This is a genomic window from Streptomyces sp. NPDC005302 (assembly GCF_040607345.1).
Classification (GTDB): domain Bacteria; phylum Actinomycetota; class Actinomycetes; order Streptomycetales; family Streptomycetaceae; genus Streptomyces.
This window is the reverse complement of record NZ_JBEXGN010000026.1, coordinates 24,940-46,555: the sequence shown is the minus strand read 5'-3', so window position 1 is coordinate 46,555 and position 21,616 is coordinate 24,940. Positions and strand designations below refer to the sequence as shown.

Genomic DNA, 21,616 nt, shown 5'->3' with positions numbered 1-21,616 from the left:
TCCGATCAGGCGGCGAGTGCGTCGGCGAGGAGGGCGATGCGCTCGGTGATGGGCAGGTCGACGGGGTAGAGCACGACGATCGAGGCGAGGCCGCGGCCGGGGCCGGCCTTCGACTCCTCGGCGGCGGGGCGGGCGACGGTGTACTCGGTGCGGTGGACCGTGTAGGTCTGGATCCGGTCGATGCGGAAGGAGCGCATCTCGCTGGTCTCGCGGTCCATGGCGCGGAGGACGATGTCGCCGGCGGCGGTGACGATGATGTCGGCGATCTCGATGGTGCGGATGGTCTGGGTGCCGTCGGCCTTCACGTAGGTGATGGTGACGGGGTGCTTGGCGTCGAGGGCCTTGATGAGGCGGGTGAGGGTGGTGGTGCTGGTCTCGTTCGCCGTGTGCTTCATCAGTGGCCCCCTCGTCGCGCTTCCCTGTGACACCTATGTTGGCCTACTCGGTAGGCTTTAGTCAATAGGCTTGGCCTAGTCGGTTGGCCAATCTTGTGGGAGACTCCTCTACATGGACACCGCGAAACTCGAACTCGCAGCTCAGCGCTACCGAGAGGCCGAGACCGCCCTCGACGCAGCACGCGCCGACCTCCAGGCTGAGGCCGTCACCTTCCTCCGGAACACCGACGAGCGAGGCGCGCAGGCCACCGTCGTCAAGGTCACCGGCTGGACCCGCGAGTACGTGCGACGCCTCGTCAGGGGCAGCGAGGAGAAGAGCGCATGAGCAAGACCATCAACCTCAACGGACCGGGCCGCGCGTTCGGCAGGCTCTACGAGCAGTTGCGGTGGGGACAGAGCGCAGCGAAACCCGGGCTGGCCGACACGCTGATCACGGCCAACGGCCGCATGGGGGACATGCTCGGGCAGTTGCGCCTGCTGCACGAGTCTCGGGTGAGGGAACTGCGGGACTCGAACCTTGCTGCTGTGGACGGCGCGGCCCCGGTGCGCCCGGGCGAGGAGTCCACATGAGCGAGCCGGAAGAGCCGGAGCCCGTAACGATCGAGTTCACCGTCGACACCGGCCGCTTCACCGCAGCCGCCCAGGGTGCACAGTCCAGCCTGATGTTCGCATCTCACCCCGACCTGCGCGGCGAGGCAGACCAACTCGCGCGGCCCAGCCGCGAGGGCTATCCCGACAACGCCGCATACGAGCTGGCCTGGCATACATGGCGCGCCATCCAGCGCGACGGGCGGCTCAATGCCGAGGAGCTGGACGCGCAGTTCGCAGTGAACGAAGCGCACGTCCGGCGCCTCTTCGAGTAGCCCACGGCATGACGAAGGCCCCGCCCCCGGACGGTGATCCGGAGCGGGGCCTCGCTGCGCCCGACCTACGGCTGCGTCGCGTCGTCGAGCATCTTCTGCTGGTCGACGTTCCCGTCCTCGTCGACCCAGCCGAGATCGTCCTTCAGCACGTGCGACATGAGGAGCGTCTGGTAGTCGTCCTCGCTGAGCCCCTCACAGTCCTTCGGCTTGGTCTTGTCGCCGTCCGGGCGGGCCTTCAGGGCGTGGGTGCAGTTCTTGGCGATGGTGCCGTAGGACGGGTTGTCGTTCCTCCAGATGGCGAAGCCGACGCCCGCTGCGATGACTACGACGGCAGTGGCGATGATCAGGATGGTGCGTCGGCGCATGTGTCCCCCCAGGACTGTGGTGTGCCCGGGATCGTAGCCGCGTCCACCGACAGTCCACCCCGGGAACGCGCGAAGACCCCACCGTCCGGGCGACGGTGGGGCCAACACGGACCGGCGGGCTACAGCGCCGAGTCGAAGGTGATCGGCCGGGGTGGGCGGCGTCCGGGAATGTCTCGCATCCGGCCGGCTGCACGCGCGGCACGGGCGCTGTGCGGGTCGATGGAGGCGAGCGGAGTACGCGGCCGGCGCGCGGCGGTGGACTGGGTCTGGGTCACGGAGGTGTCCTTCGCTGGGGTACAGGGCGGCCCCGCCGCGAGGGGGGATTCCGCGACGGGGCCTGTGCACTGACGATGCACCACCAGTGTGGCAGCGAGGGGCTGTTACAGGGTCGACTCCTCCACTTCTTCGATGTGGATGTGGGTGTGGCCGGGCCGCTTAGGCAGGGCGAACCTGTAGATCAACATCCCCTTCTGGGGTTCGGAAGGGGCTCCGTCGACAAGCTCTTGACCAGCGCACTTGCGACAGGAGGGCAGCCCCTCCCGGGGTGGGGGAGTGGCGGACGAATCGGACACGCGACGGGCGGAACGCCACAGCAGCACGGCCCCCGCGACCCACAGACCGAGCACCCCAGCGATCGGCGAGCAGGCGAACGCGACCGCGATCACGACGCCCGCGAGGACGATGAGGACGCAGGCGCCGGCTGCCGCGCTGCGCTCCTCGGGCTCGGGTTCCGGGGTCTTCTTCGAGCGGCCCATCACAGGACCCCGTACAGAACATCGCCGAGCCAGTTGGCGCCAAGCGCGAGGGGAGCGGCGGCGAATCCCGCGACCCCCGCCGAGGTGCCGAGGCAGACGCCGCACCACGCGCCGCGCCGGATGTCGGCGCCGTACCGGGACTTCTTCACCGCGGCGAGCAGCACGGCCGTGAGGATGAGGACGATGCACGCCCCGGTCTGGGTGAGCGGCAGGTATGCGGCCCGTGAGCCGTGCTGCCCGGCGTGCCCGCCGACACCCCAGACGAGGGCGACGTCTCCGAGCCACGAGGAGATCCACAGTGTGGTGTCGGCGACCCAGCCGATGATCCCGCCGACGCCGAGGATCGCGAGGACGCCGTACGACCAGGCGATCAGGAACGGCAGCAGGTCGGCCGCGTAGTGGACAGGGTTGCCCTGGAGGGCCTTGAGGCCGGGCCACCAGACGATCAGGTGGCGGGCGAGGATGATGATGCCGACGGTGACTCCGCCGAGCGTGACAACGGTCATGGCTGGTCCTAGTGGCAGACGGCCACGGCGAGCGCGGCGAGCGTGAGGATGAAGGCGGTCGTGGCGGCGACGGGCGGAACGGCACGGGGCTCGACGGCGGCGAGGCCGCATATCGCGCCGACCATGGCGACGGAGAAGAACGCGGCGAGGATCACGGGTAGAACCCCGTTCCGTCTCCGATGCGGGTGCGTGCGTCCCTGAGCCGTCGGCCGGCGGTGGCTTGGCTCACGCCGAGGAGGTGAGCCGCGCTGGTCTTGGTGAGCTGCTCGCCGTCCTTGAGCCGGGTGGCGAGGGTGACGATCTGCTGCTCGATCTGATCCGTGTGATCCGGCTCGGGCTCAGGGTCCGGCTCAGCGAGGCTCACGGTGAGCGGCTCGGCTGGGCTCAAGACGGGCTCACGTGATCCCTGCTGGTCAACGGGCTGAGCCGGTGGTGCAGTCGGGAGCGCGAGCAGCTCGGGCGCGGCGACGTCGAGCGCGGTCTTCACGGTCGTCTCAAAGCCGGGATCACGATCGGGCTCAGGGTCTGAGCCGGGCTCAGGCTCATGGCTCGCTGGCTCATCGGGGGCCCGCTCGGCGTGAGCCGCGTGACCGGAGAGCAGCTCACCGAGGGCCTCGCCCGCCCCAGCGGTGAGCCGGTCCCGCTGCACCGTGACGAGCCCCGCGCCGAGCTGCGCGTCACCATCCCCGGCGTGGGCAAGCAGGCGCCACACCCTGAGGGTCGACCACTTGCGTACCCACTTCCACGGGTGACGTTCAGCGCGAGCCCGGTGGTAGGCGATCTTCCGCAGGATGGTGGCGTTGCGCTGCTGCGTCTCGATGTCGACCGCGGTCCGGTGGACGACGAGGCGGCGGGCGAGGAAGCTGACGCCTTCGGCCGAGGCGGTCATGGCTAGGGGCGTGAGGGCGAACACGACCATCTCGCTGAGGCTGGGGGCGATGGCTACGCCCATGACGGCGGCCGAGGCGGGGAGCAGCCAGAGTGCGGCTCGGAGGGTGCGGGGTGTGGTCTGTCCGAACATCGTGACGACGATCATGACGAGGGCGGCGACGAGCGTCGCGCCCTCTCCGCCGGCGACCATTCCGAGGGCGGTGCCCTTGCGGTGGAGGACGGACGCGGCGTTTGTGTAGGTGCCGATGACCCCGACTGCGCCGACAGCGGTCATGGGGATGACGGCGAGGATGAGGACGGCAATCTGCCCGCCGGTCAGTTTCTTCACGGTGGTCTCCGGTGGTGGGAGATGGGGCCGCCCCGAGCGGGGGGATGTTCGCTCGGGGCGGCGGTCGGTGAGGGTCAGCGGGCGGCGCGATACCAGATGCCGCGCCGCTCCTGCGCGCGGTCGCGGTCCTCCCACGCCTGGCCGGCGCGAGCAGCGCGGCGGGCACCGGACGTCTTGGCGCGGAAGAAGCGGCCGGAGTCTCCGGTAACGGACGTACCGGCGGCGGGGTACGAGCGGCTGCTGTCGCTGCGCCTGGAGAAGATGCTCATCAGCTCGCCGCCTTCGCCTTGCCGGCGGCGAGCAGCGTGGCCGAGGAGTGCCCGCCCTCGTGTGCCAGGTCCCAGAGCCGGTTGCACTCGGTCTCGGCGTCGCGCCATTCCTGGCTGTCGTCGCACTCGCGCACGCCGACCCGCTGCGCGATGTCGCGGCAAGTCTGGTTGGCGGCGGCGAACCGGTTGACGAGGTCGAGGGTGTCGGCGACGGCGAGGAGGACGGCCGCGTATTCGGCGCGGGTGGCTTCGGGTGCGACGTGGACGCTGGCCGCGAGGAGCGCGGTGTGCAGGTCGGTGTCGCGGCCGGCGAGTTCGCGGGCGAGGTCGAGGCGGCCTTTCTCGGTCATGGGTTCGTCCTGTGCCTCGTTGTTGAGGCGGTCGGCCATGGTGAGGAGGAGAGCGCGGATGGTGGCCTCGCCCGTGGGGCTGGGCTGGTGGGCCTGCTGATCGATACGATCCATGCCAGGGCCTGCCTTTTCGTGATGGTCGAGGTGGGTCCGCCCCCGGCCCATATGGCGTTCGCAGCGCCGGGCCGGGGGCTTTGTGCATCAGCAGCGTTGGGCTGCTTCCGCCACTGTATGGCATGCCATACGCTGTGGGGAAGCAGCCCGCCCGAACGAGATGAGGCCGGGTGTGATCGAGGAGGTTCAGAGGGTGGTCGACGCCGTGAACGCAGTGCGTGCAATCGAGGACCCGGTGCGGCGGGCGCGGGCCATCAGCGAGCTGCTGAAAGCGCAGACGGAGAAGGAACCCGAACTGCGCGACGAGCGGCGGGAGATCGTGCTGAGGATGCGCGAGGAGAACGTCTCGTTCCGGAAGATCGCTGCTGCGCTGGACGTCTCGCTGGGCACGGTGCAGGACATCGTGCGGGGGCACTCCGGACCGTGGGGGTCACGCGCGAAGAAGGCGGAGGCGTCGGATGGATGATCTGGTCCGGTGGTACGGCGAGCAGCTCGACGAGGACGAACGGATTGCGCGAGACCAGCTCTGCATCAACTGCGGTAGCACCGTGGTTCCGATCCGGAGCGACCTCGGTATCACTGGCTACACGCACGGTGCCAACGAGGCCACACTGCCCGGCAAGGTTGCATGGCAGGGGAGGCGTTGCCCCGGCTCTGTGACGGGCGCGGTGCCTGTGCAGAACCCGGATCGCTGCCTGCGCGAGGTCGAGGCGAAGCGGGATCTGCTGCGCGTCGCGGCGGCAGCGCACGACTACCACGAGACGTTCATGAACGGTTTCGCGTCCGCGCTGGAGGGGACGCTGCGCTTGTACGCCAGCGCATACAGCGACCGTCCCGGCTACCGACAGGAGTGGGCGCCATGAGCGACACCACCTGGGGCTGACACCCCGCACACGACGAAGGCCCCCACCGACTCGGTGAGGGCCTTCCGGCTGTCCAGGCCTTGCGCGATCCCCGCAACCCGATTGGCGTCCGGCTGCACGGCCAGACTAGCGGCCCGGGATGCGCGCCCGCAGGCTCCGGGTGAGGCTGGTTGCATGACTCCGGTGATCGTGTACCCGCCCGACGAGGACGGCGGCCGACGCGTCCGCGCGGACGGGGCGATCCTCGGCCTCGCCTACTCGGTGCGCGACATCGCGGCGCTGCTCCAGATGGCCGGCCTTCAGGACGCGGACGAGATGAGCGTGGTGCGCGCGGAGTGGATCGAGTGGCGCGGCGGCGGGCCCGAGGTCTGGACGCACTGAGCGGGGCAGGCGTAGCGTCGCTGTATCTGGGAGGTACACGGGCCCGCCGGTTCTCGGACCGGCGGGCTTCGTGCTGCTCAGTCCTTCCGGCTCCGCACGTACCAGATCGCCAGGCCGAGCCAGCCCGCGCCACCCAACGCCAGGGCGAGAGCCCGCCCGATGTCGCCTTGCTCGCGCAGCCACAGCATGCCCGCGATGGTGGCGAGCCCGGAGACCACGCAGGCGGTGATGCGCCCGGCCTGCCACTGCGCGCCCGTCATGCCGCGATCACTCCCTCGGCCCAGATGCGTCCACACCCTGTGCAGTGCGCGACCGGGGCCCGGCCCTCACCGCCGTGGACGTCGATCCGGCCGCCGCATTCGTGCCGCTGCTCCAGCGTCCGTCGCTGCGCCGCGATGTCGAGGGCCTGCTCGATCCGCGCCGCAGCCCCGGCCGCTGTCGCGCCGATCTGCTCGACCTCGACCACGGTCAGCGTCCGGAACGGGCCGCCCTTGCCCTCGACGCGGGCCAGCAGCCACAGCGCGGTGTACGGGACGGGGCGCCGGCGGCCGGTCCACCTCCAACGCCGAGGGTCCGCCATGTCCGCGCGGGCGAGCTGGTTGCGGCGTTCCCGGTCCGCGGCCGGCCAGTTGCTCGGGGCGAACGGCATGGGCGGGCGCTGCACCGCGGAGGCGCTGTGGTCAGCCGTGTCGTGGAGTGCGGCCTCGACGGCGCGCATGGTGTCGAGGATGTGGAGCCGGACCGGGGTGGGGCGGTCGCCGAGCTGCATGGGGTCGCGTTCGAGGGTGCGGAGGTGTGCGGCCTGGTAGAGGCGGGCTTCCTGCTGTTCGGCGTCGTCGAGGGCGGCGAGGTAGCCGCGGAGGCCTCGGCCGAATCCGGTGAGGATGTTGGGCTGGCCGATGGACTCGTGGAGGTCGGCCCAGTGGAGGGCGCAGGTGCGGAGGTGGGTGGCGGTGGTGGTCATCGGGGCTCCATGGTGCTGGTGGGGCGGGTAACGTGATGGCCACCGGTGAGATGGGGCGTGCCTGGCCTGGGGAGGTCGATTTAGGCGCGCCCCTTCGTCGTGTCAGGGGCTGGTGATCCGGATGGTCGTGTTGACGATCCAGCCGATGACGATGAGCAGGCAGATCCAGCGGGGGACGGGCCACTCTTCGCCGAGCCAGCGGCCGACGGTGCGCAGCTTTCGCATGGTCACTTCTCCTTGGGCTGGTCGGTGGGCGGGACGATCGCGTCGTGCAGCTCGACGAGCCGCTTGTCCCACCAGCGGGCGATGGGGACGCCGAGCGGGGGTGCGCCTTCTTTCACCCAGCGTTCGTACAGTTCGATGACGCGGGTGACGTCGGCCTCGGCGGAGCGGTGGAGTCCGGCGAAAACACGGGCCGTGGTCTCGATGTGGGTGGCTCTGGTCGCTTCGGTCGCTGCCTTCCGGTACCGCTCGGCGGCTTCGTACCCGTCGAGCCTGTCGTACAGCGCGTCGAGTTGGTCGGAGTTGATCTCGTCGATGCTGAGCCGTTCGGTCATGCCTCAGGCCTCCATTCGGTCCCGTCGAAGTGCTGCTCGATGTCGCGGAACTGGCGGGCTTCGTGTGCGTCGAGCAGCAACTCGTCGCGGTGTGCGTCCGCTCCGATCGGCTTGTACACGATGCGGGCGGTGCAGTGGCCCCAGACCCAGCCGGCGGAGAGGCCGAAGAGCAGGGCGAGGATTACGGCAGCGGCCATGACTGCACCTCCGGGTCGATGAGGTCAGCGGCTCCGATGACGCCTCGGCAGAAGTCGCAGGCGGGGTCGCAGTGCGCACGGACCGGGGCATCGCCGACACCGAAGTGCTCTCGCTGCTGCTTGGCGAGTTCGTGGGCGTGCTGGCTGAGGACTTCGTTCGCCGCGTGCTCGGCCTCTTCGGGGGTGTGCTTGACGGAGAAGAGGCCGATGAGGATGGCCTGCATGTTGACGGTCACGGTGATCTCCAGGTGCGAAGTGTTCGGGCGAGGTGCCGCCCTGTCTGCCGGAGGGCGTAGAGGGCGGCGGTGATGAGCGGGGCGTCAGGTCCGGGGAGTCGTGCGCCAGGCCGCCGGGTCGTGCTTGTGGTCCCGGTCGGGCATGACGATCTCGTCGCCATGCCGGTCGTGGCCGATGACCATGCCGGGGCGTAGCCACGGGTTGCCTGCGGAGGTGCCGTTGCATTCGTCGGCTGGTCCGCAGGGGTCGCCTTCGTGGCGGCCGTGCCGGCACCGGTCGAGGTCGGTGAGGATCTTGACGAGGGCCTGGGTGTCCGCGAGGGATCGTGCGAACTGTGTGGTGGGTTCGGTCTGCGTGGTGCGGTTGAGGGCGTGGTCGATTCCGCTGACGGCGCTTTCGACCTTGGCGTGGAGCGGCGAGTACATGACGCGGTCTGCGCAGTGGAGGGCTGCGTTCATTTCGGCGTGCGCGCTGAGGTGTTTCAGTGCGGCGATGAGTGCGATCTGTGCCTTTTCCAGTTCGCGGCGGAGGTCGGTGATGGTGGGGTCGGTCATGCGGCTTCCGTCTCTCGGTGGGCCCAGGCGGGCGTGTGAGGCTCTGGCGCGGTCTCGGTGGACGCGGGGGCCGGAGTGGCGTGTGCGGCGCTCTGTGCCCCCACCACGCCCCGCCTGACGGCCATCCAGGCGGCGCGCATGCTGACGGCTGTGAGGGCGAGCAGCGCGGTGACGGCTGCTGCGGCGGTGAGGCACCACAGCCAGATGACGTTGATGAGCAGGCTCGCGGTGTCGATCGCGTCGTAGATCAGCACGCCCGTCACGACGACTCCCGGGCGACGAGGCCGAGGACGATCGCGCTGGTGCACGGCCAGTCGACGTGGTTGAAGCCGCGGTCCCACACCGAGCAGCGGGCGCAGACGACGGCGCGGAGCTTGCCGTTGGTGATGATGTTCATCGGCTCGTGGCCGAAGTCTTCGGCACTCGGCTGGCCGGTCACGGGGTCGGCTCCTTGTCGGGCTGGGCCACGACAGCGGGCTGACTCAGCACGTCCGTGCCGCAGATGGTGCAGACTCCGCCGTCCGGCAGGTCGTCCGAGGCAACCGGGTAGAAGTCGCCGGAGTCGACGGATTCGTTACCCGGGTGGTGCGCGAGGCAGCGAAGGAGCCGCCCGCCTTTGGACTTGTAGCCCACGATCCGCTCGGGGTGCGCGTCGAAGAGTTCCTTCTGCGCTGCCCGGTGTGCGGCGACGATGCATTCGCCGGAGCAGTACGGGCGGTCGTCGCCGGTACGCCACACGAGGTCGTCTTCGGTGTAGTCGGTGAGGCTGTCACCGCAGCGGGAGCAGTGGCGCTCGCCCTGTGTCTGGTCCTGTTGTGTCTCGCCGGCCTCACCGCGCAGCCCGGCGGCGGGCGCGGTGTCGAGGTTGGCGAGCACGTCGGCCGCAGGAACGGCGACCGGGTAGTTGGCGGGGAAGGCGTCCGTCTGGCTGGCGAGGTAGCTGCGCACGCGTTCGATGGCGGCCTCCGCCTGCTCGACGCGCTGGTAGTGCAGGATCCAGCGCGGGTGTTCGATGTCGCGGCCAGCAGCCTTGGCGATGGCGCTGATGGTCCTGAGCGGGATGTACGTTCCACGGTCGCTGACCTGCCACTGGCTGACGGCCCGGCGGTAGGTGGCGAGTTCGGACTCCAGTTGCTGCGCCCGGTAGTTGAGGCGGCGGTTCGTCTCGCGCGCTTCGCCGAGGGCGGCTTCGTGGCTGCACTCGATCGGGTCGGAGCACGCGGGCAGCACGGCCAGCACCACGGCGGCCAGCCTGTCCACGTCGCCGGTGCACAGCGCGCAGGAGATCGAAAAGGTGTGGCCGGGCTGGTCACCGTGCTTGTGGTGGTCCCACTTCTCCTGGCCTGGCGTGTACGGCCAGTCCGCTCGGGATGTGGTGACCAGCACCTCGGCGATGCGGTCGCGGAGTTCGGTCTGGTTGGTGGCGGGCGGGGACACGGCAATCGGGACAGCGGGCCGGTACGCCTCGCAGTCGCACGACAGGCAGGCGCCAGCGTTCGGCTCGTGCTCGGGCTCGATGTGGCGGCAGGCGCACGGCGTGTACTCGGGGCCCTCGGACGGCGGCAGGTCGGGCTGGTTCATGGTGTGGCTCCTGGGTGGTGGGGGCCGCAGTGGTACGGCCCCGACAGCGGACGATCAGGCGGTGGCGGCGGTCCTGGCGAGGTGGCGGGCTTTGCCGCGCTCGGTCTCGCAAGCCCGGCACACGCGCTCACCGCGCTTGCCGGGCTTCGGGTTCGGCCGGCGGTAGGTGTTCTCCGGGGTCATCTCGTGCGGGCCCTTGCCGCCGCGGCAGTGCGTCGACAGCGGCTTGGTACGGGAGCCGACGCGGCGGTCTGTGCCCTTCACCGGCGGGGCCGTCTCCGGCGCGTACCAGTGGGCGCGGAATCGCTTCCGGGCATTGCTCATTCGGAGGGTCATCGCCGAGTAGCCGATGCCGAGCGCGTCCGCGGCAGCCTGGTAGTCGTCGTACACGGCGAGCGCGACGACCGCGGCCCGCTCCGTCTCGGTGAGGACGGCGATGATCTGTGGCAGCGCCAGCCGCTCCGCGATGCCTTCCTCCGGGCGGGCGGGCGGCAGCGTCCAGTACTGCCGGAACCGCGGGCTGCTCGCGACCTCGTTGGTGCCGTCCTTGTCACGCTGGCCGAACAGGTGCCGCATCTCGCGGACTTCGGCGTAGATGGCGCGCCAGCCGACCGTGAACAGGTCGTGCCAGTCAGGCGGTTCGACGGCGGAGCACAGGGCCTCAGCGATCGCCGACCATGCGGTCTCGTAGCGGGTGGTGGCGTCGGAGGCCATGGATCGGTCGTAGGTGCAGGCGGACGCGGCGAGGCGGTCGAGGTCGCGCATCGTGTAGCCGTGGGCCACAACCGCGGCGGCGGTCACCTGGCGTCTCCTGCCGGGCGGACTTCGCTGTCGCTGAAGCGCAGGCCATCGTTCAGGTCGGGGCCGTGGCCCCACGGGAAGGGGTCGCTGGCGAAGCGGGGGATGCGGATCACGGGCTGTCCGGCGGTCGCTCCTGCTGCGGCCACCATCTGGCAGTCGGCTGTGGTCTCGGGCATGGTGTGCTCCTGGGTTCGTAGGCTGGGTGGGCGGCCGGCCCGCGCGATTCGAGCGCGCGGGACGGCCGTACTGCGGACAGTCACGCGGTCTGGTCGAACAGGTCGAGCTGGTCGCCGAGCCGGCGGTTCGCCCACAGCACCTCGGTCCGCGCCTTGTCCGTCTTGGCGTTGCCGGTCTGCGCCGCCTGCTCGTAGCGGTGCCAGCCGTCGAACAGCTCGAGGTACAGCGGGCTGTCGTACCCGGACAGGACGACCGTCGCCGCACACGCGGCGAGCGCGGCCGCCAGCTCCCGGTGCTCGGCCTCGGTCTTCATCTCGCAGCGGTAGTTGTTGCCCCACCCGCGGGTGCTGCCGAGGTACGGCGGGTCGACGTACAGCAGGACACTCGGCCGCGCCCCGTACCGGGCGATGACCTCCAGCGCGGGCAACGCCTCCAGCGACACGGCGTGGAAACGTTCCGCAGCTGCGGCCAGCCGCAGGGCGTAGGCCTCGAGGTAGCCGGGCATCGACGTGGCCGAGCCGGCGGGGTCGATGTAGTGCCGCCACCCGGTGTTCCGCAGCGTGCCGGAGCGGCCTTGGGCGAGGCGGCACCAGATGCGGCGGGCGAGTTCGAGTTCGTCCGTCGTCGGGTCCCACGTTGCGGCGAGTTCAGCGCGGCCGTGCGGGGTGAGCATGCAAGCGCGCAGTAGCTCGGCGGGCCGGTCGCGGAGCACGCGCCAGAACGTCATCAGCTCCCCGTCGAGATCGTTGACGGTCTCCATCCGGGACGGCGACTTGGCGAGGAGCACGGACAGGCCGCCGGCGAACGGCTCGACGTAGTGGTCGTGCGCGGGGAGCAGGCTGGTGATCCATGGGGCGATGCGCTGCTTGCTGCCGAAGTACGGGACGGGCGACTTGATGCGCTCGGTCATCGCTGCGCCCCCTCGGCGGCCGGCTGCTCCCCGGCATAGTCCGGCCGTCCGGCAGCAAGCCATTCGACGTAGCGGGCGAGGTGGAACGACTCGTCCTCGTCGCCGTCCCAGCGGTCGGGCTCGGTCATCGTGCGCTCGATGACCGTGCGGAGGCTGCGGTACATCTGCGCGGCCTCGGAGACGGTCTCGCGGTCACCGGGGCCCTGCTCTCCCAACTCGGCCAGACGGAAGCGGAGCTGACGGACTTCGGCGAGCAGCGCGGGCACGTCGGTCCCGGCGAGTTCCTCCCACCCGGCGGTGCGGGTGTCGGTGGGGTCGCCGTACTCGTGCAGGTGTGCGGCGCGGGCTTCGATCTCGTCGAGGTCGATGGGCTGGCGGTCGGTCATGATCGTTCTCCTTGTTGACAGTGACGTCAGCAGTGTGCGAGGTCGGATGTGTGCGGGGCGCGGCCTAACCGAGTGAGCGCGGTCAGGCGGTGCGTCGGTCGATGGCTGCGATCCAGGCGACGGCAAGTGCGGCGACTTGGGCCAGCTCGGTTCGCAGTCGATTCGGATCACGCTCGGCCAGCGCCTCGTAGACCTCCTCCAGCAGGACGTCCCGCCATGTGACGGATCCGGTCTTCAGCGCCTCGTCGACGATCGAGCGGTAGCGGTCGGCGACGTACAGGGCGCCTGATCCGCCGGTGCCGTCGGGGTGGTTCTGCTCGCCCCACTTCGCGTCCTGCCGCTCCCGCTCGGCCTGGACTTCGGCGAGGACTGCGGCGTCGGGTCCGAGGGTGCGGCCCATGTAGGCGGCGACGTCGGCGAGGAGCCGGCCGCCGAGGGCGGTGGCGGGGTGGTCGGCGTCGAGGCGGATGGGGGTCTCGCGGATGGCGGTTTCGATGAGTGCGGCGAGGGGGCGGAGGGCTTCGGTCTGCTGCTGGGTGAGGGGCGGTGTGGTGGTCATGCGGGTCTTCTTTCGTCGTGGGGCGCGTGGGTGTGGGCGGGGGTGTCGGGGTGGCTAGCGTTTGAGGGCGTAGACCTTTTCGCCGCCGATGAGGGGTGCGCCTTCGGGGCCTTTGATGTGGGGTGCGATCCAGACGGGGCGGTGGACTTGTCGTTTGGGGTGCCATTGCTGGCGCCAGTGGCCGCGGGTGATCCATCGGTGGTGGTATTCGCGGCTGGTCTCGCTGTCGCTGGGGCTGCTGCTGGTTTTGGGGCGTCGGAGTTCGATGACGCGGACGGGTGCGGGTTCGTGGCCGGCGCGACGGAGGCGCTTGCGGACAGCACGGTCTGGCTGGACTTCGGTGTCTTCCGCGAGGGGCTGCTGCATGAGGAGCCACATCGCACGGATAGTGCGGATGAACCGCTCGTCGCCGATGGAGACGTGGTCAAGGGGATCGAATCCGAAGTGGATGAGCGCTTCGGCCTGCATGGGGGAGAACCGACCCATGGCGCTGCGCTGGTAGGCCGCCTGCTCGGGAGTGCACTTCCCCAGGGCGGTCATGTGCGTGATCATCGTTTCGGTGTCGCAGTAGAAGTTGAGTCGCACCCCCTCGCTCGATGACCACCATTCGACTGCGGCGATGGGACTCAGGCTTCCGCCCGTTGAGCGTGTCCCGGGTGCGAGGTAGGCGAAGCCGAACTCGGACGGCACGTCCTCGGGGAACAGGGTGTACTCCGGCAGCGATTCGGCGGCGGCCGTGGCTAGCTCGTACATCTCCTCGGCTACATAGAACAGTTCGTCGCAGAGCAGCCCGTTCACTTCCATCCGCTGGTACTCGTCGGGTGGCGAGTAGGGCGCTCCGCGGTGGTTCAGTGAGGCGGCTCGGTCTTCGTAGAACCAGGCCATTCCTGGCGCTGCGAGCGCGGCGGCGAGTTCGGCTCGGAGTTCGGGGAGGTCTTGGGGGCGGATGTTGGTGGTCATGGTGGTGTCCGATCAGGCGGCGGGTGGGTGGCTTCCGGTGGCTGTGTCGCAGCCGATGTGGGTGTCGTAGCCGCGGGAGGCCCAGTTGCTGTCGAGGGTGAGGTTGCAGACGGTGCAGACGTGGCCGCCCTGGGGACGTCCCCCCTCCTTGGTGGGGGGGCGGGGGGACGTACCCCTTTGTTGGGTGTTCCGGGGTGTCCCCCAGGGGTCCCCGGGGGACGTTTGACCTGGGAAAATGTCTTGTTGGCCGTTTTCTTCGGGGGACGTTTCTGTTACTGAGGAGTAGGGGACGTGCGGGGGGACGTCTGAAGCGGGCCGGTTCTTGCGGATCCGGATGGCTTCTTCGATCTTGGTTTTGGCCGCTTTGATGCCGAGTTCCTGGCACTTGGGGATCACGCGGCGGGCGCCCCAGTCATTGGGGACCTTGGCGCTGTCGAGAAGTTCGACGATCCACGCGGCCGAGCCGGGGGCTGCGCCGCTGCCGCCGCCGGTGTTGCTGCTGAGTTCGTGGCGGGTGCCGCCGGGGACCCAGAGGCCGCCGCGCTGGCGCTGTCCGCGGCGGGTGATGAGGAAGAGGTCCTCGCCGAGTCCGGAGCGGGTGTGGGTGCGGTTGAGCTTGAGCGTGGTGGTGATGTGCTCGATGCCGGCGCTGGGGTCGAACGATTTGTTCTCGGTGAGGCGGGTGAGTTCCCAGACGTGGTCGACGTCCTGGGACTTGGCGCTGTTGCCGCGCGCGCCGCGGTCTTCGTCTTTGCCCATGTGGTCGAGGCGGACACCGCTGATGGTGCGGGCCTTGAGGGGGGCGTGGACGCGTCCGTAGAACTGGAGCCAGGTGTCGGCGTCGTTCTCCTTGCCGGTGATGAAGCGGGAGACGGTGTCGAAGATGACGAGGTCTCGGGGCCGCTCTTCGACGATGGCGAGGAGTTCGGCCGCGGCGACGGAGGACTGGTCGAAGCTGCCGCTGAAGCGAGGGAAGAGCCGGTAGTCGAGGCGTTGGAGATCGTCCGGTGTGGCGCCGAAGGCGATCATGCGGGTGACGATGTCGCGGAGGTTGTTCTCGCGGTCGAAGTAGAGGACGTTGAGGGGCTCGCGGCGTTCGTCGCCGAGGAACGACCGGCCGGTGATGGCGCAGAAGATCCAGTACTGGACGAAGATGCTCTTGCCCGCTTTGCCGGGGCCGACGAGAGCGACCTGCTGGCCGCGCTCCATGAATCTGCCGGGAAGCCAGTCGATGCGGGTGAAGTCGGTGGCGTAGGCCTCGTACCAGTTGATGCTGGGGAACCGGTCTTGCGGTTGTTCCGGTTCGGGCTCCGGTTCCGGGGTCGGCGCTTCTTCCTGTGCCGGTTCTTCGGGCTCTTCGTCGTCGGAGTCGGCGAGGGGGATGAGGTCGTCGAAGCCGTAGCCGGCGGCGAGGTGGTCGGAGACGTCGGCTTTGGCGTGGGCGACGGCGGGCAGGGCGATGCGGTGGGGTACGCCGAAGCGGGCGAGGGAAGCGGCGACTTTGCGTGCGTGGGTGATCCCTGCGTCGTCGCGGTCGGCGATGATGACGACCTCGGCGGCGCCGCGGAGGCTGGCGGTGTAGTCGTCGCGCCATCCCATGCCGACGCCGCCGGGCATGGTCGTGGCGGTCGCGCCGATCTTGGCGAGGTTGTCGGCGTCCTTCTCGCCCTCGCAGACGAGGACGATGCCGCCGGCCTGTGCGGTGGCGACGACTTCGGGCAGGCGGTAGAGGACGCGGCGGACTCCCTTGGTCTTGTATCCGCCGTCGGGGGTGCGTTGGAGGAAGTCCTTCTTCTTGCCGTTCTTGCCGGGCTCCCAGCGTTCGACGCGCAGGAGGAGTTCGCCTTGCTCGTCGACGTATGGGTAGTCGGCGACCTTGCGGCGGGTCGGGTTGGGGTCCGGCTTGGGCAGGGGTTCGTCGAAGAGGTCGCCGAGGGTGAGGCCGAGGGCGGCGACGATGTCGTCGATGTCGCAGCCGGTGTGGCAGCTGAGGACGATGCCGTTGCCGTCGTTGCGGTTGCCGATGGAGAGGGACGGTGTGCGGTCTTCGTGGGCGGGGCACTGCCAGGAGTTTCCGCGGCCTCGGCAGCCGCGGTTGTTGAGAGCGTCTGTGACGCGGGTGCGCGCGTTCATCGCATCCCCTTGGCGATCTCTTCGGCTGCGGCAGTGATGCGGTTGCACCAAGCGCGGGCCGCTGTGCGGACGGATGCGGGGCTGGGCTGCTGCTTGAGGTCGTGGCGGATGGAGTCGAGAACCAGCTCGTGCAGGGCGCGTTCGGCAGCGCGCTGGACGTACAGCTCGTCGTGGCCGGCGTAGGCGTGCTCGTCGATGTCGGCGGGCTGCGGTACGGGCCACTCGCCTGGTTGGCGAGGCTGTTGCGGGTTCTCGGTCACTCGGGTGGTGCTCCTTGCGGGAGTGCTGGTGGTGGGCAGCGCGAGTTAGCAGGTCAGCGCGTTGTTGCTGGGGGCCTCACCTGCCTCAGATTCTACCTCGGGGTGTGTAGTCACCCGCAATACATTGGCAATACGGTGAGGTGAGAGGGGGTGTGTTGCCGGTGACGGGTCAGCTACTCTGACGTCATGACGACGAAGGGCACCCCCGGCCGCATGGTCCGCATCGACGAAGAGATGTGGGCGGCATACGGGGAGCTGTGCGACGAGGAGGGAACCTCCCGTGCGGACGACATCCGTCGCCATGTCCACTCGCGCGTGAACGCCTGGCGTCGCAAGCACAAGCAGCGGGACGCCGGCTCGGCGCAGAACCCCGGGAACTCCTGACCCGTTCACCACAGCGTTCCTTCGGGCTTCGCGCTGAGCGGCGTGCCTGGCGGGCACGTGTGCTCGACAAGGTGAGGGCGCGGGCACTCGCGGTTGTGGAACGCGGTGTGGACTTCGACCAACCGGGCACCGGTCCATTTGCTCTCCCTCAGGCACCAGGCCAGCCGGTTCGGAGTCGTCAGTTCGGCGGCCTGGCCGGGGGTGTGGCGGACGTCGTCGACCACCACCACCCACGGCAGGCCTTCTCTCTGCCGCAGCACCGGGGACCCGCACCGGTCGCATGACCGGTGCGAGACCCCCGAGTTGCTGCGGGCAGGCTTCATGCGGCGCGTACTCCTTGGGCGTGAGTGGCTGGGCAGATCGAGCGGTGTTCTGGCCGGGCGGCGGCGACGAAGTTCTTCACGGCGGTCGGGCCGGTGACGATCGGCGAGGCGTAGCCGCAGCGGACGCATTCGAAGCGGGCGCGGGGCGGGCGCCGGTACTTGATCTCTCCGGCGTTGTCGCCGTGCTTGATCTCGTAGCCGTCGCCGCAGTCGATGAAGAGGGCGTCGTTGACCTGCTGACGGCCGGTCATCCGGTGGCCGCCAGTTCTGTCTCCTCGGCCCGCTCCCGGCGGTCCGCGAGGTGCGACGGCTTCACGCAGCCCTCGACCGCGCACATCCGCTTCGTGTCGCCCTCGGGCCAGTGACCGCGGTCGAGGTAGAACGACAGCCGGTTCGGCGTGACGCCGCTGCTGCCGGGCCTGCTGACGACCTTCCCGCCGGTCCACACGGTGTGTTCGCCGTCGGTTTCGGTGTACGCCTCCCAGGCCTCTTCGAGGCTGCGGGCCCGGGTCACGGTGCGCGGGGTCCCGGTGTAGTCGTCGACACTGATCCGTTTCACGGAGCGGCGGCGGAGGATGACGCGGCGTTCCGCTTCGGAGAGACCACCCCAGACGCCGGTGTCCTGCCCGGTGTCGAGGGCCCACAGGGCGCAGGCTTCAAGGGAAGGGCAGCGGCGGCAGACCGCCTTGGCTTCTTCGATCTGGTCGAGGTAGGGGCCGGTGCTGCCGGCGGGGAAGAACAGGTCGGGGTCCTCGTCGCGGCAGACCGCCTGGTCTCGCCAGTCGGTGGCGCGCGGGGTGGCGGGGACGGTCCCGGTGTAGGCGTTCATGCCGCCACCCCCGCCGGAATGTCGTGCACGGCCCGGGCCCGTAGCACCGTCCGCGGTGACACTCCGAGCCGTCGCCCGATCTCGTGGTCGTCGAGACCACGGCCGGCCAGCTCGGCCACATCGTCGGCGTGCACACTCCGCGGCGCCGACGGAGCGTCCGGGTCGGGCACACAGGCGGGGTTGTCGATGTCGTCCCACGCCATCGGCCCGTACCAGCCCTCGGCCATCGCCTGATTGCGGGCCTGCTCCGCGAACCGGGACTGCGGGGCCGGCCGCGTCGACAACCGCCGGTAGACGCGCTCGACCTTCGTCGCGGTCATGGACCGGATGTTCACCCAGCGCCCTTCGACGGTCTGCTGAAGGCTGCTGATTCCCGTGCCGACTTGGGCGGCGATGTCGGGCAGGGTGTAGCCGAGGACCATGAGGGCCTGGAGGCGGCGTCGGGTTCCGGTCGCGTCGCTCATGCCGCGGGGGATGGGCGGCGCCTGGTCGAGGCGGATGTTCAGGACTGCGGTGACGGTGGTCCGTTTCGTCCTGCGGCTGCGTCCGGAGAGGAGATCGCTGATGGTGACGCTCCCGCAGTCCGCGGCGGCAGCGATCTGGAAGTGGGTCCAGCCGCGGGCGGTGAGGCGTTCGGCGTGGGCGCGGGCCTGGGTGTTGTCGATGAGGCGGTTGATGCCGTTGCTGTGGTCGTAGGCGAGGCGGAGTCGGTAGGAGTGGCCGGCGGCGACGCATGGTGTGCAGCGGCAGGAGTGGCGGCTGTAGCGGCTGTACGTGCCGTGGGTGGGGAGGTTGTTCACCGGGTCACCGCCGCGAACCCGAGCGGGTCCTGGCCCGGCTCCAGCGGGCGCACGACGAGGACGAGTTGGCCGCCCTTGCGCTTCTCCCCGAGTCGCATGTCGGGGCCGATCACGCGCGTGTGGTCGTCGTCTTCCACGATGTCGGCGTCGACGAGACCGTCGATCGCGGCCTTGAAGGACGGGTACCAGTTCGCGGGGTCACGGCGGTCGTTCTTCGGCGGGTGCAGGATGCCGAGGACGTGGATCCGCTGGTAGAGCGGGCCGGGCTTGGCGGCAGCGAGGGCCTGCATGAGGGCGGGGCTCTCGGTGATGGCCTTGTGCGTCTCCGCTCGGATGGCGGCGGTCAGCTTCCCCTTGGGGGCGTGGTGGAGGCGCTGGTTCGAGTTGAGGAGGTCGAGGCCGGCGGGGAGCACGATGACGAGGGGCCGGGGCCCGGCCGCCGGGGTGGCGGCCGGGGTGGCGGCCGGGGTGGCGGCCGGGGTGGCGGCCGGGGTGGCGGTGTCGAAGAGCGTCGGCGCGGTCGTCATCAGGCACCGCCCGTCGTGACGTTGCCGCAGCCGCGGCACTTGAACTGGTCCTCGGACACTTCGTCGTGCCGGGTCGTGAGGTGCGCGCACCGGGTGGTGTGGCACGGCATGCGGATCTCGTCGGGGTCCGGGGCGGTCAGGACCGGGCCGACGGGGCGGGGCCGGTGGCGGCCGGTCGGGGCGACGATCTGGCGCAGGACGCGCAGGGTTCTGGTCACAGCGCGGCGCTCCCTTCGAGGCGGTGGAGTTCGATGCGCAGGTCGATGCCTTCGGCGGCGAGGGTCTGCTGCAACGACAGGGCGAACGCGGTCACGTCGTGCAGGACCGTGTCCGGGTGGCCGGCGCGGGCGATGTGGGCGGCGATGACGTCCTTCACCCGACACAGGTCCGTCAGCGCGCGTTCCATCTGGTTGGCGCAGGCTTTCGCGGTCTCCTTCTCCGCGGCGAGCTGGGCGGTGAGGGATCCGATATGCCGGTTCTTCGCGGCCAGTTGCTCTTCGGGGGAGACGCCAGGCATCACGCTTCACCCCCGACCAGCTCCGGGACCGGGCGCAGCGGCCACGTGCCGTCGATCACCACGGCGGGGTCCGTCTTGCGGAAGTGGTCCTGAAGGCCAGCGGCCCGCTGTGCAGCCCAGCCGATCTGGCGGCGGTGCAGCTCCTCGACGTCGGCCACGGCGAGGTCGTCGAACCGTTCGTAGGGACCGCGCCGGTTGACGAGGAGTTGCACCCACTCGGGACGCTGGTCACGAGGCAGGCCAGCGATGTTGCCCATACGCCAGGCGGCACGCGCGGACATGAGGGCGTCGTAGGTGGCGCCGTGGGCCTTCTCGTCGTCCCAGCCCAGCCCGTACCTCTGAGCAGTGGTCTTCATCTCGTAAGCGCCCTGCTTCTCCGAGACACGCTTACGGAAGGGGGCGGCCCACCAGTCGAGGATCATCGTGTCGATGACCCGGGTCAGCGGGGTACGGCAGATGTCTTCGAGGCTGTCGCCGAGGTGGCGGCGGCATTCCCGGTCGAGGAGGTTCAGGTCGTAGCCGCCGAGGTTGTGACCGACCAGAGGGACCCCGCCGGCCACGACTTCGGCGATGGCCTTCGCGATCTCGCCGACGCCCTGCTCTGCGGGCTGGCCGTGCTCGGCCACGTACTCGTCGGTGATCTTGTGCTTCTCGATGGCCCCGGGTTCCATCTTGATTCCAGGGTTGAGGAGCCACTCGCGGGTATCGGTGGGGAGTCCGCCGCCGACGAGGATGAGTGCGCACGAGACGATGCGTGCGGTCTCCGGGTCCTTGTCGGACGACTCGAAGTCGAGGGCGGCCATGCGCTGGAGGTGCCAGGGAGTCATCGCCGGGCCCCCGATCCCGGAGCAGCAGCCGCCGGCCAGCCCGCAGCCTCCGCGGGCGCCCGGTCCTCGACGACCTCGACGGCATACGCGCCGTCATCGTCCGGGCCCGGCGCCCCACCACCCCCAGTTGCACCCTCGGGATCACCCTTGATCTCATCAGCACGCACCTTCAGCGCGGCGATCAGATCGTCCGTCAGATGCCCCGCAGCGAACGCCGCCCGGTACACGTCCTGCACGTCATCAACCGTCAGCGCGGCAGCAGCGTCAGCGAGGTAGTCCGGCCGCGGAGCCTCGATCGCAGCCCGCGCCTGACCGCCACCGGCCGGATCCAGCGCCACCGCCGTGGGCAGCGGCCCGTTCAGTGCCTGCCGCGGAGTGACCCCCCTGATCTCGACGACGACGACCGGGAAGTGCTTCGTCTGCCCGCCCGCGACCCGAGTGCGCGGCTCGATCCGCAGCGTCACCGGAACCAGGCCCTTGCCGCCCGTCCCCGACAGCACCATGTCGACGGTGCCCGCGAGTTCGTTCGCCGCATACCAGGAGTGCGTCTCCACCCGCCACACGCCCATGTCAGGCATGTCCGGGAGGATGACGTTCAGCCGCGACGTAGCCGCGCACACCTGGTCCTTGGTGTAGGCGTCCTGCCGCAACTGGTGCCACTCGGGACCGTGCTCGGCCAGGCACAAGCAGGGGTGCCGGCTGATCTGCTCGGTCTCACCGTCGCAGCGGCGCACGCACCCGCCCTTGTTCCACATCTCGTTGGCCTGCGACAGCGGGTCGCCGGGCGGGAGGATCGCTTCGATCTGCTCGGCCTCGGTGATGACCCGGAACTGCGGGGCGCCGTTGCCCTGCGGCTGCCAGCGTTCGACCGTGCCGCCCATCGCCTCTGCGGCGGCCTTCACGTAGTGCTCGGCGTGACTGCTGACCACCCAGGTCTTCGACTTCACCGGCCGGGGCCGCTTCTTCGGGTCCTGGTTCGGGATGCTGTAGCCGGTGCGCAGGCGGCCCAGCTCGCGGGCCTGCTTCTGCGCGGTGCGGATTCGGGAGCCCACG

Annotated in this window: 42 protein-coding genes and 1 pseudogene; 7 read left to right on the top strand and 36 right to left on the bottom strand. The window is 70.0% G+C overall.

Features of this window, described 5'->3' with window-relative positions:
* Positions 1-5: 5 nt before the first annotated feature.
* A complete protein-coding gene (locus tag ABZT74_RS29720) occupies positions 6-395 on the bottom strand; it encodes a WYL domain-containing protein (protein WP_356439858.1) in 390 nt (129 codons plus the stop codon).
* A 112-nt stretch (positions 396-507) separates the two neighbouring features.
* Between ABZT74_RS29720 and ABZT74_RS29715 the strand changes: the two genes are divergently transcribed.
* The 3 genes from ABZT74_RS29715 to ABZT74_RS29705 are packed head-to-tail and all read left to right on the top strand — an operon-like array spanning position 508 to position 1,258.
* Positions 508-720 (top strand): hypothetical protein, encoded by a 213-nt coding sequence (locus tag ABZT74_RS29715; RefSeq protein WP_356439855.1) that lies wholly within the window; start codon positions 508-510, stop codon positions 718-720.
* On the top strand, positions 717-965 hold the full coding sequence (locus ABZT74_RS29710; protein ID WP_356439853.1) for a hypothetical protein: 249 nt from the start codon (positions 717-719) through the stop codon (positions 963-965). Before ABZT74_RS29715 ends, ABZT74_RS29710 begins: the two co-directional genes overlap by 4 nt.
* Positions 962-1,258 carry a hypothetical protein gene (locus ABZT74_RS29705; RefSeq protein ID WP_356439850.1) on the top strand — a complete coding sequence of 99 codons (297 nt, stop codon included), beginning with the start codon at positions 962-964 and terminating at the stop codon, positions 1,256-1,258. The genes ABZT74_RS29710 and ABZT74_RS29705 overlap by 4 nt, the downstream gene beginning before the upstream one ends.
* A gap of 65 nt (positions 1,259-1,323) precedes the next feature.
* Here the strand turns inward: ABZT74_RS29705 and ABZT74_RS29700 are convergent, their stop codons facing one another.
* The 8 genes from ABZT74_RS29700 to ABZT74_RS29665 all read right to left on the bottom strand — a co-directional run bounded on the left by ABZT74_RS29700 (position 1,324) and on the right by ABZT74_RS29665 (position 4,836).
* A complete protein-coding gene (locus ABZT74_RS29700; protein WP_356439846.1) occupies positions 1,324-1,623 on the bottom strand; it encodes a hypothetical protein in 300 nt (99 codons plus the stop codon).
* Between the two features lie 119 nt (positions 1,624-1,742).
* A complete protein-coding gene (locus ABZT74_RS29695) occupies positions 1,743-1,898 on the bottom strand; it encodes a hypothetical protein (RefSeq protein WP_356439843.1) in 156 nt (51 codons plus the stop codon).
* Between the two features lie 105 nt (positions 1,899-2,003).
* The gene (locus ABZT74_RS29690; protein ID WP_356439840.1) at positions 2,004-2,378 is read right to left on the bottom strand and encodes a hypothetical protein; all 375 of its coding nucleotides are present in this window, start codon (positions 2,376-2,378) and stop codon (positions 2,004-2,006) included.
* A complete protein-coding gene (locus ABZT74_RS29685; RefSeq protein ID WP_356439837.1) occupies positions 2,378-2,884 on the bottom strand; it encodes a hypothetical protein in 507 nt (168 codons plus the stop codon). The genes ABZT74_RS29690 and ABZT74_RS29685 overlap by 1 nt, the downstream gene beginning before the upstream one ends.
* 8 nt (positions 2,885-2,892) lie before the next feature.
* Positions 2,893-3,039 carry a hypothetical protein gene (locus ABZT74_RS29680; protein WP_356439834.1) on the bottom strand — a complete coding sequence of 49 codons (147 nt, stop codon included), beginning with the start codon at positions 3,037-3,039 and terminating at the stop codon, positions 2,893-2,895.
* Entirely contained in the window at positions 3,036-4,103 is a 1,068-nt protein-coding gene (locus tag ABZT74_RS29675; protein WP_356439831.1) for a hypothetical protein, read from the bottom strand. Before ABZT74_RS29675 ends, ABZT74_RS29680 begins: the two co-directional genes overlap by 4 nt.
* Before the next feature lie 74 nt (positions 4,104-4,177).
* Entirely contained in the window at positions 4,178-4,372 is a 195-nt protein-coding gene (locus tag ABZT74_RS29670; protein ID WP_356439829.1) for a hypothetical protein, read from the bottom strand.
* A complete protein-coding gene (locus ABZT74_RS29665) occupies positions 4,372-4,836 on the bottom strand; it encodes a hypothetical protein (RefSeq protein ID WP_356439826.1) in 465 nt (154 codons plus the stop codon). The genes ABZT74_RS29670 and ABZT74_RS29665 overlap by 1 nt, the downstream gene beginning before the upstream one ends.
* Before the next feature lie 193 nt (positions 4,837-5,029).
* Here ABZT74_RS29665 and ABZT74_RS29660 point away from each other — a divergent pair, with 193 nt between their 5' ends.
* From ABZT74_RS29660 to ABZT74_RS29650, 3 genes are all read left to right on the top strand, one after another.
* Positions 5,030-5,302, top strand: a complete 273-nt coding sequence (locus ABZT74_RS29660) for a helix-turn-helix domain-containing protein (protein ID WP_356439823.1) — start codon at positions 5,030-5,032, stop codon at positions 5,300-5,302.
* A complete protein-coding gene (locus ABZT74_RS29655; protein ID WP_356439820.1) occupies positions 5,295-5,699 on the top strand; it encodes a DUF6221 family protein in 405 nt (134 codons plus the stop codon). The genes ABZT74_RS29660 and ABZT74_RS29655 overlap by 8 nt, the downstream gene beginning before the upstream one ends.
* 174 nt (positions 5,700-5,873) lie before the next feature.
* Entirely contained in the window at positions 5,874-6,080 is a 207-nt protein-coding gene (locus tag ABZT74_RS29650) for a hypothetical protein (RefSeq protein WP_356439817.1), read from the top strand.
* A 77-nt stretch (positions 6,081-6,157) separates the two neighbouring features.
* Here ABZT74_RS29650 and ABZT74_RS29645 read toward each other — a convergent pair whose 3' ends face one another.
* The 18 genes from ABZT74_RS29645 to ABZT74_RS29560 all read right to left on the bottom strand — a co-directional run bounded on the left by ABZT74_RS29645 (position 6,158) and on the right by ABZT74_RS29560 (position 16,356).
* Positions 6,158-6,340, bottom strand: a complete 183-nt coding sequence (locus ABZT74_RS29645; RefSeq protein ID WP_356439815.1) for a hypothetical protein — start codon at positions 6,338-6,340, stop codon at positions 6,158-6,160.
* Positions 6,337-7,044: a hypothetical protein gene (locus tag ABZT74_RS29640; RefSeq protein WP_356439812.1), complete on the bottom strand. Its 708-nt coding sequence runs from the start codon at positions 7,042-7,044 to the stop codon at positions 6,337-6,339. Before ABZT74_RS29640 ends, ABZT74_RS29645 begins: the two co-directional genes overlap by 4 nt.
* A gap of 102 nt (positions 7,045-7,146) precedes the next feature.
* Positions 7,147-7,269 (bottom strand): hypothetical protein, encoded by a 123-nt coding sequence (locus ABZT74_RS29635; protein WP_356439810.1) that lies wholly within the window; start codon positions 7,267-7,269, stop codon positions 7,147-7,149.
* A gap of 2 nt (positions 7,270-7,271) precedes the next feature.
* Positions 7,272-7,601 carry a hypothetical protein gene (locus tag ABZT74_RS29630; RefSeq protein WP_356439807.1) on the bottom strand — a complete coding sequence of 110 codons (330 nt, stop codon included), beginning with the start codon at positions 7,599-7,601 and terminating at the stop codon, positions 7,272-7,274.
* Complete coding sequence (locus ABZT74_RS29625; protein ID WP_356439804.1) at positions 7,598-7,798, bottom strand: hypothetical protein; 201 nt, start codon at positions 7,796-7,798, stop codon at positions 7,598-7,600. Before ABZT74_RS29625 ends, ABZT74_RS29630 begins: the two co-directional genes overlap by 4 nt.
* The gene (locus tag ABZT74_RS29620; RefSeq protein WP_356439801.1) at positions 7,783-8,034 is read right to left on the bottom strand and encodes a hypothetical protein; all 252 of its coding nucleotides are present in this window, start codon (positions 8,032-8,034) and stop codon (positions 7,783-7,785) included. The genes ABZT74_RS29625 and ABZT74_RS29620 overlap by 16 nt, the downstream gene beginning before the upstream one ends.
* Positions 8,035-8,118: 84 nt before the next feature.
* Positions 8,119-8,589 (bottom strand): hypothetical protein, encoded by a 471-nt coding sequence (locus ABZT74_RS29615; protein ID WP_356439798.1) that lies wholly within the window; start codon positions 8,587-8,589, stop codon positions 8,119-8,121.
* On the bottom strand, positions 8,586-8,852 hold the full coding sequence (locus ABZT74_RS29610; protein ID WP_356439796.1) for a hypothetical protein: 267 nt from the start codon (positions 8,850-8,852) through the stop codon (positions 8,586-8,588). Before ABZT74_RS29610 ends, ABZT74_RS29615 begins: the two co-directional genes overlap by 4 nt.
* Positions 8,849-9,028, bottom strand: a complete 180-nt coding sequence (locus tag ABZT74_RS29605) for a hypothetical protein (protein ID WP_356439793.1) — start codon at positions 9,026-9,028, stop codon at positions 8,849-8,851. The genes ABZT74_RS29610 and ABZT74_RS29605 overlap by 4 nt, the downstream gene beginning before the upstream one ends.
* Positions 9,025-10,170 carry a hypothetical protein gene (locus ABZT74_RS29600; protein WP_356439790.1) on the bottom strand — a complete coding sequence of 382 codons (1,146 nt, stop codon included), beginning with the start codon at positions 10,168-10,170 and terminating at the stop codon, positions 9,025-9,027. Before ABZT74_RS29600 ends, ABZT74_RS29605 begins: the two co-directional genes overlap by 4 nt.
* 54 nt (positions 10,171-10,224) lie before the next feature.
* Entirely contained in the window at positions 10,225-10,971 is a 747-nt protein-coding gene (locus ABZT74_RS29595) for a hypothetical protein (protein WP_356439787.1), read from the bottom strand.
* Positions 10,968-11,147, bottom strand: a complete 180-nt coding sequence (locus ABZT74_RS29590; protein WP_356439784.1) for a hypothetical protein — start codon at positions 11,145-11,147, stop codon at positions 10,968-10,970. The genes ABZT74_RS29595 and ABZT74_RS29590 overlap by 4 nt, the downstream gene beginning before the upstream one ends.
* 80 nt (positions 11,148-11,227) lie before the next feature.
* Complete coding sequence (locus tag ABZT74_RS29585) at positions 11,228-12,058, bottom strand: DNA adenine methylase (protein ID WP_356439781.1); 831 nt, start codon at positions 12,056-12,058, stop codon at positions 11,228-11,230.
* Entirely contained in the window at positions 12,055-12,444 is a 390-nt protein-coding gene (locus tag ABZT74_RS29580) for a hypothetical protein (protein ID WP_356439778.1), read from the bottom strand. Before ABZT74_RS29580 ends, ABZT74_RS29585 begins: the two co-directional genes overlap by 4 nt.
* A gap of 82 nt (positions 12,445-12,526) precedes the next feature.
* Complete coding sequence (locus ABZT74_RS29575) at positions 12,527-13,003, bottom strand: NUDIX hydrolase (RefSeq protein WP_356439775.1); 477 nt, start codon at positions 13,001-13,003, stop codon at positions 12,527-12,529.
* 54 nt (positions 13,004-13,057) lie between these two features.
* A complete protein-coding gene (locus tag ABZT74_RS29570; RefSeq protein ID WP_356439772.1) occupies positions 13,058-13,963 on the bottom strand; it encodes a hypothetical protein in 906 nt (301 codons plus the stop codon).
* Between the two features lie 12 nt (positions 13,964-13,975).
* Positions 13,976-16,096, bottom strand: a complete 2,121-nt coding sequence (locus tag ABZT74_RS29565; RefSeq protein WP_356439769.1) for an AAA family ATPase — start codon at positions 16,094-16,096, stop codon at positions 13,976-13,978.
* Positions 16,093-16,356 carry a hypothetical protein gene (locus tag ABZT74_RS29560; RefSeq protein ID WP_356439766.1) on the bottom strand — a complete coding sequence of 88 codons (264 nt, stop codon included), beginning with the start codon at positions 16,354-16,356 and terminating at the stop codon, positions 16,093-16,095. Before ABZT74_RS29560 ends, ABZT74_RS29565 begins: the two co-directional genes overlap by 4 nt.
* 186 nt (positions 16,357-16,542) lie before the next feature.
* Between ABZT74_RS29560 and ABZT74_RS29555 the strand changes: the two genes are divergently transcribed.
* Positions 16,543-16,740 carry a hypothetical protein gene (locus tag ABZT74_RS29555; protein WP_356439763.1) on the top strand — a complete coding sequence of 66 codons (198 nt, stop codon included), beginning with the start codon at positions 16,543-16,545 and terminating at the stop codon, positions 16,738-16,740.
* Positions 16,741-16,745: 5 nt separating this feature from the next.
* On the opposite strand, the gene ABZT74_RS29550 is transcribed toward ABZT74_RS29555, so the two are convergent.
* The 9 genes and pseudogenes from ABZT74_RS29550 to ABZT74_RS29510 all read right to left on the bottom strand — a co-directional run bounded on the left by ABZT74_RS29550 (position 16,746) and on the right by ABZT74_RS29510 (position 21,615).
* Positions 16,746-17,063, bottom strand: coding sequence for a hypothetical protein (locus ABZT74_RS29550; RefSeq protein ID WP_356439761.1), 318 nt, complete (start codon positions 17,061-17,063; stop codon positions 16,746-16,748).
* Positions 17,060-17,314: a hypothetical protein gene (locus ABZT74_RS29545; RefSeq protein WP_356439759.1), complete on the bottom strand. Its 255-nt coding sequence runs from the start codon at positions 17,312-17,314 to the stop codon at positions 17,060-17,062. Before ABZT74_RS29545 ends, ABZT74_RS29550 begins: the two co-directional genes overlap by 4 nt.
* A gap of 308 nt (positions 17,315-17,622) precedes the next feature.
* A pseudogene (locus ABZT74_RS29540) lies at positions 17,623-17,892 on the bottom strand (WhiB family transcriptional regulator); the annotation flags it as partial.
* The gene (locus tag ABZT74_RS29535) at positions 17,889-18,692 is read right to left on the bottom strand and encodes a hypothetical protein (RefSeq protein ID WP_356439756.1); all 804 of its coding nucleotides are present in this window, start codon (positions 18,690-18,692) and stop codon (positions 17,889-17,891) included. The pseudogene ABZT74_RS29540 and the gene ABZT74_RS29535, both read right to left, overlap by 4 nt.
* Entirely contained in the window at positions 18,689-19,219 is a 531-nt protein-coding gene (locus tag ABZT74_RS29530; protein WP_356439754.1) for a hypothetical protein, read from the bottom strand. The genes ABZT74_RS29535 and ABZT74_RS29530 overlap by 4 nt, the downstream gene beginning before the upstream one ends.
* Positions 19,219-19,437: a hypothetical protein gene (locus tag ABZT74_RS29525; protein ID WP_356439752.1), complete on the bottom strand. Its 219-nt coding sequence runs from the start codon at positions 19,435-19,437 to the stop codon at positions 19,219-19,221. Before ABZT74_RS29525 ends, ABZT74_RS29530 begins: the two co-directional genes overlap by 1 nt.
* A complete protein-coding gene (locus tag ABZT74_RS29520) occupies positions 19,434-19,736 on the bottom strand; it encodes a hypothetical protein (protein ID WP_356439750.1) in 303 nt (100 codons plus the stop codon). Before ABZT74_RS29520 ends, ABZT74_RS29525 begins: the two co-directional genes overlap by 4 nt.
* Entirely contained in the window at positions 19,736-20,563 is an 828-nt protein-coding gene (locus tag ABZT74_RS29515) for an exonuclease domain-containing protein (RefSeq protein WP_356439748.1), read from the bottom strand. Before ABZT74_RS29515 ends, ABZT74_RS29520 begins: the two co-directional genes overlap by 1 nt.
* Entirely contained in the window at positions 20,560-21,615 is a 1,056-nt protein-coding gene (locus tag ABZT74_RS29510; RefSeq protein ID WP_356439746.1) for a hypothetical protein, read from the bottom strand. Before ABZT74_RS29510 ends, ABZT74_RS29515 begins: the two co-directional genes overlap by 4 nt.
* Position 21,616: the final 1 nt, after the last annotated feature.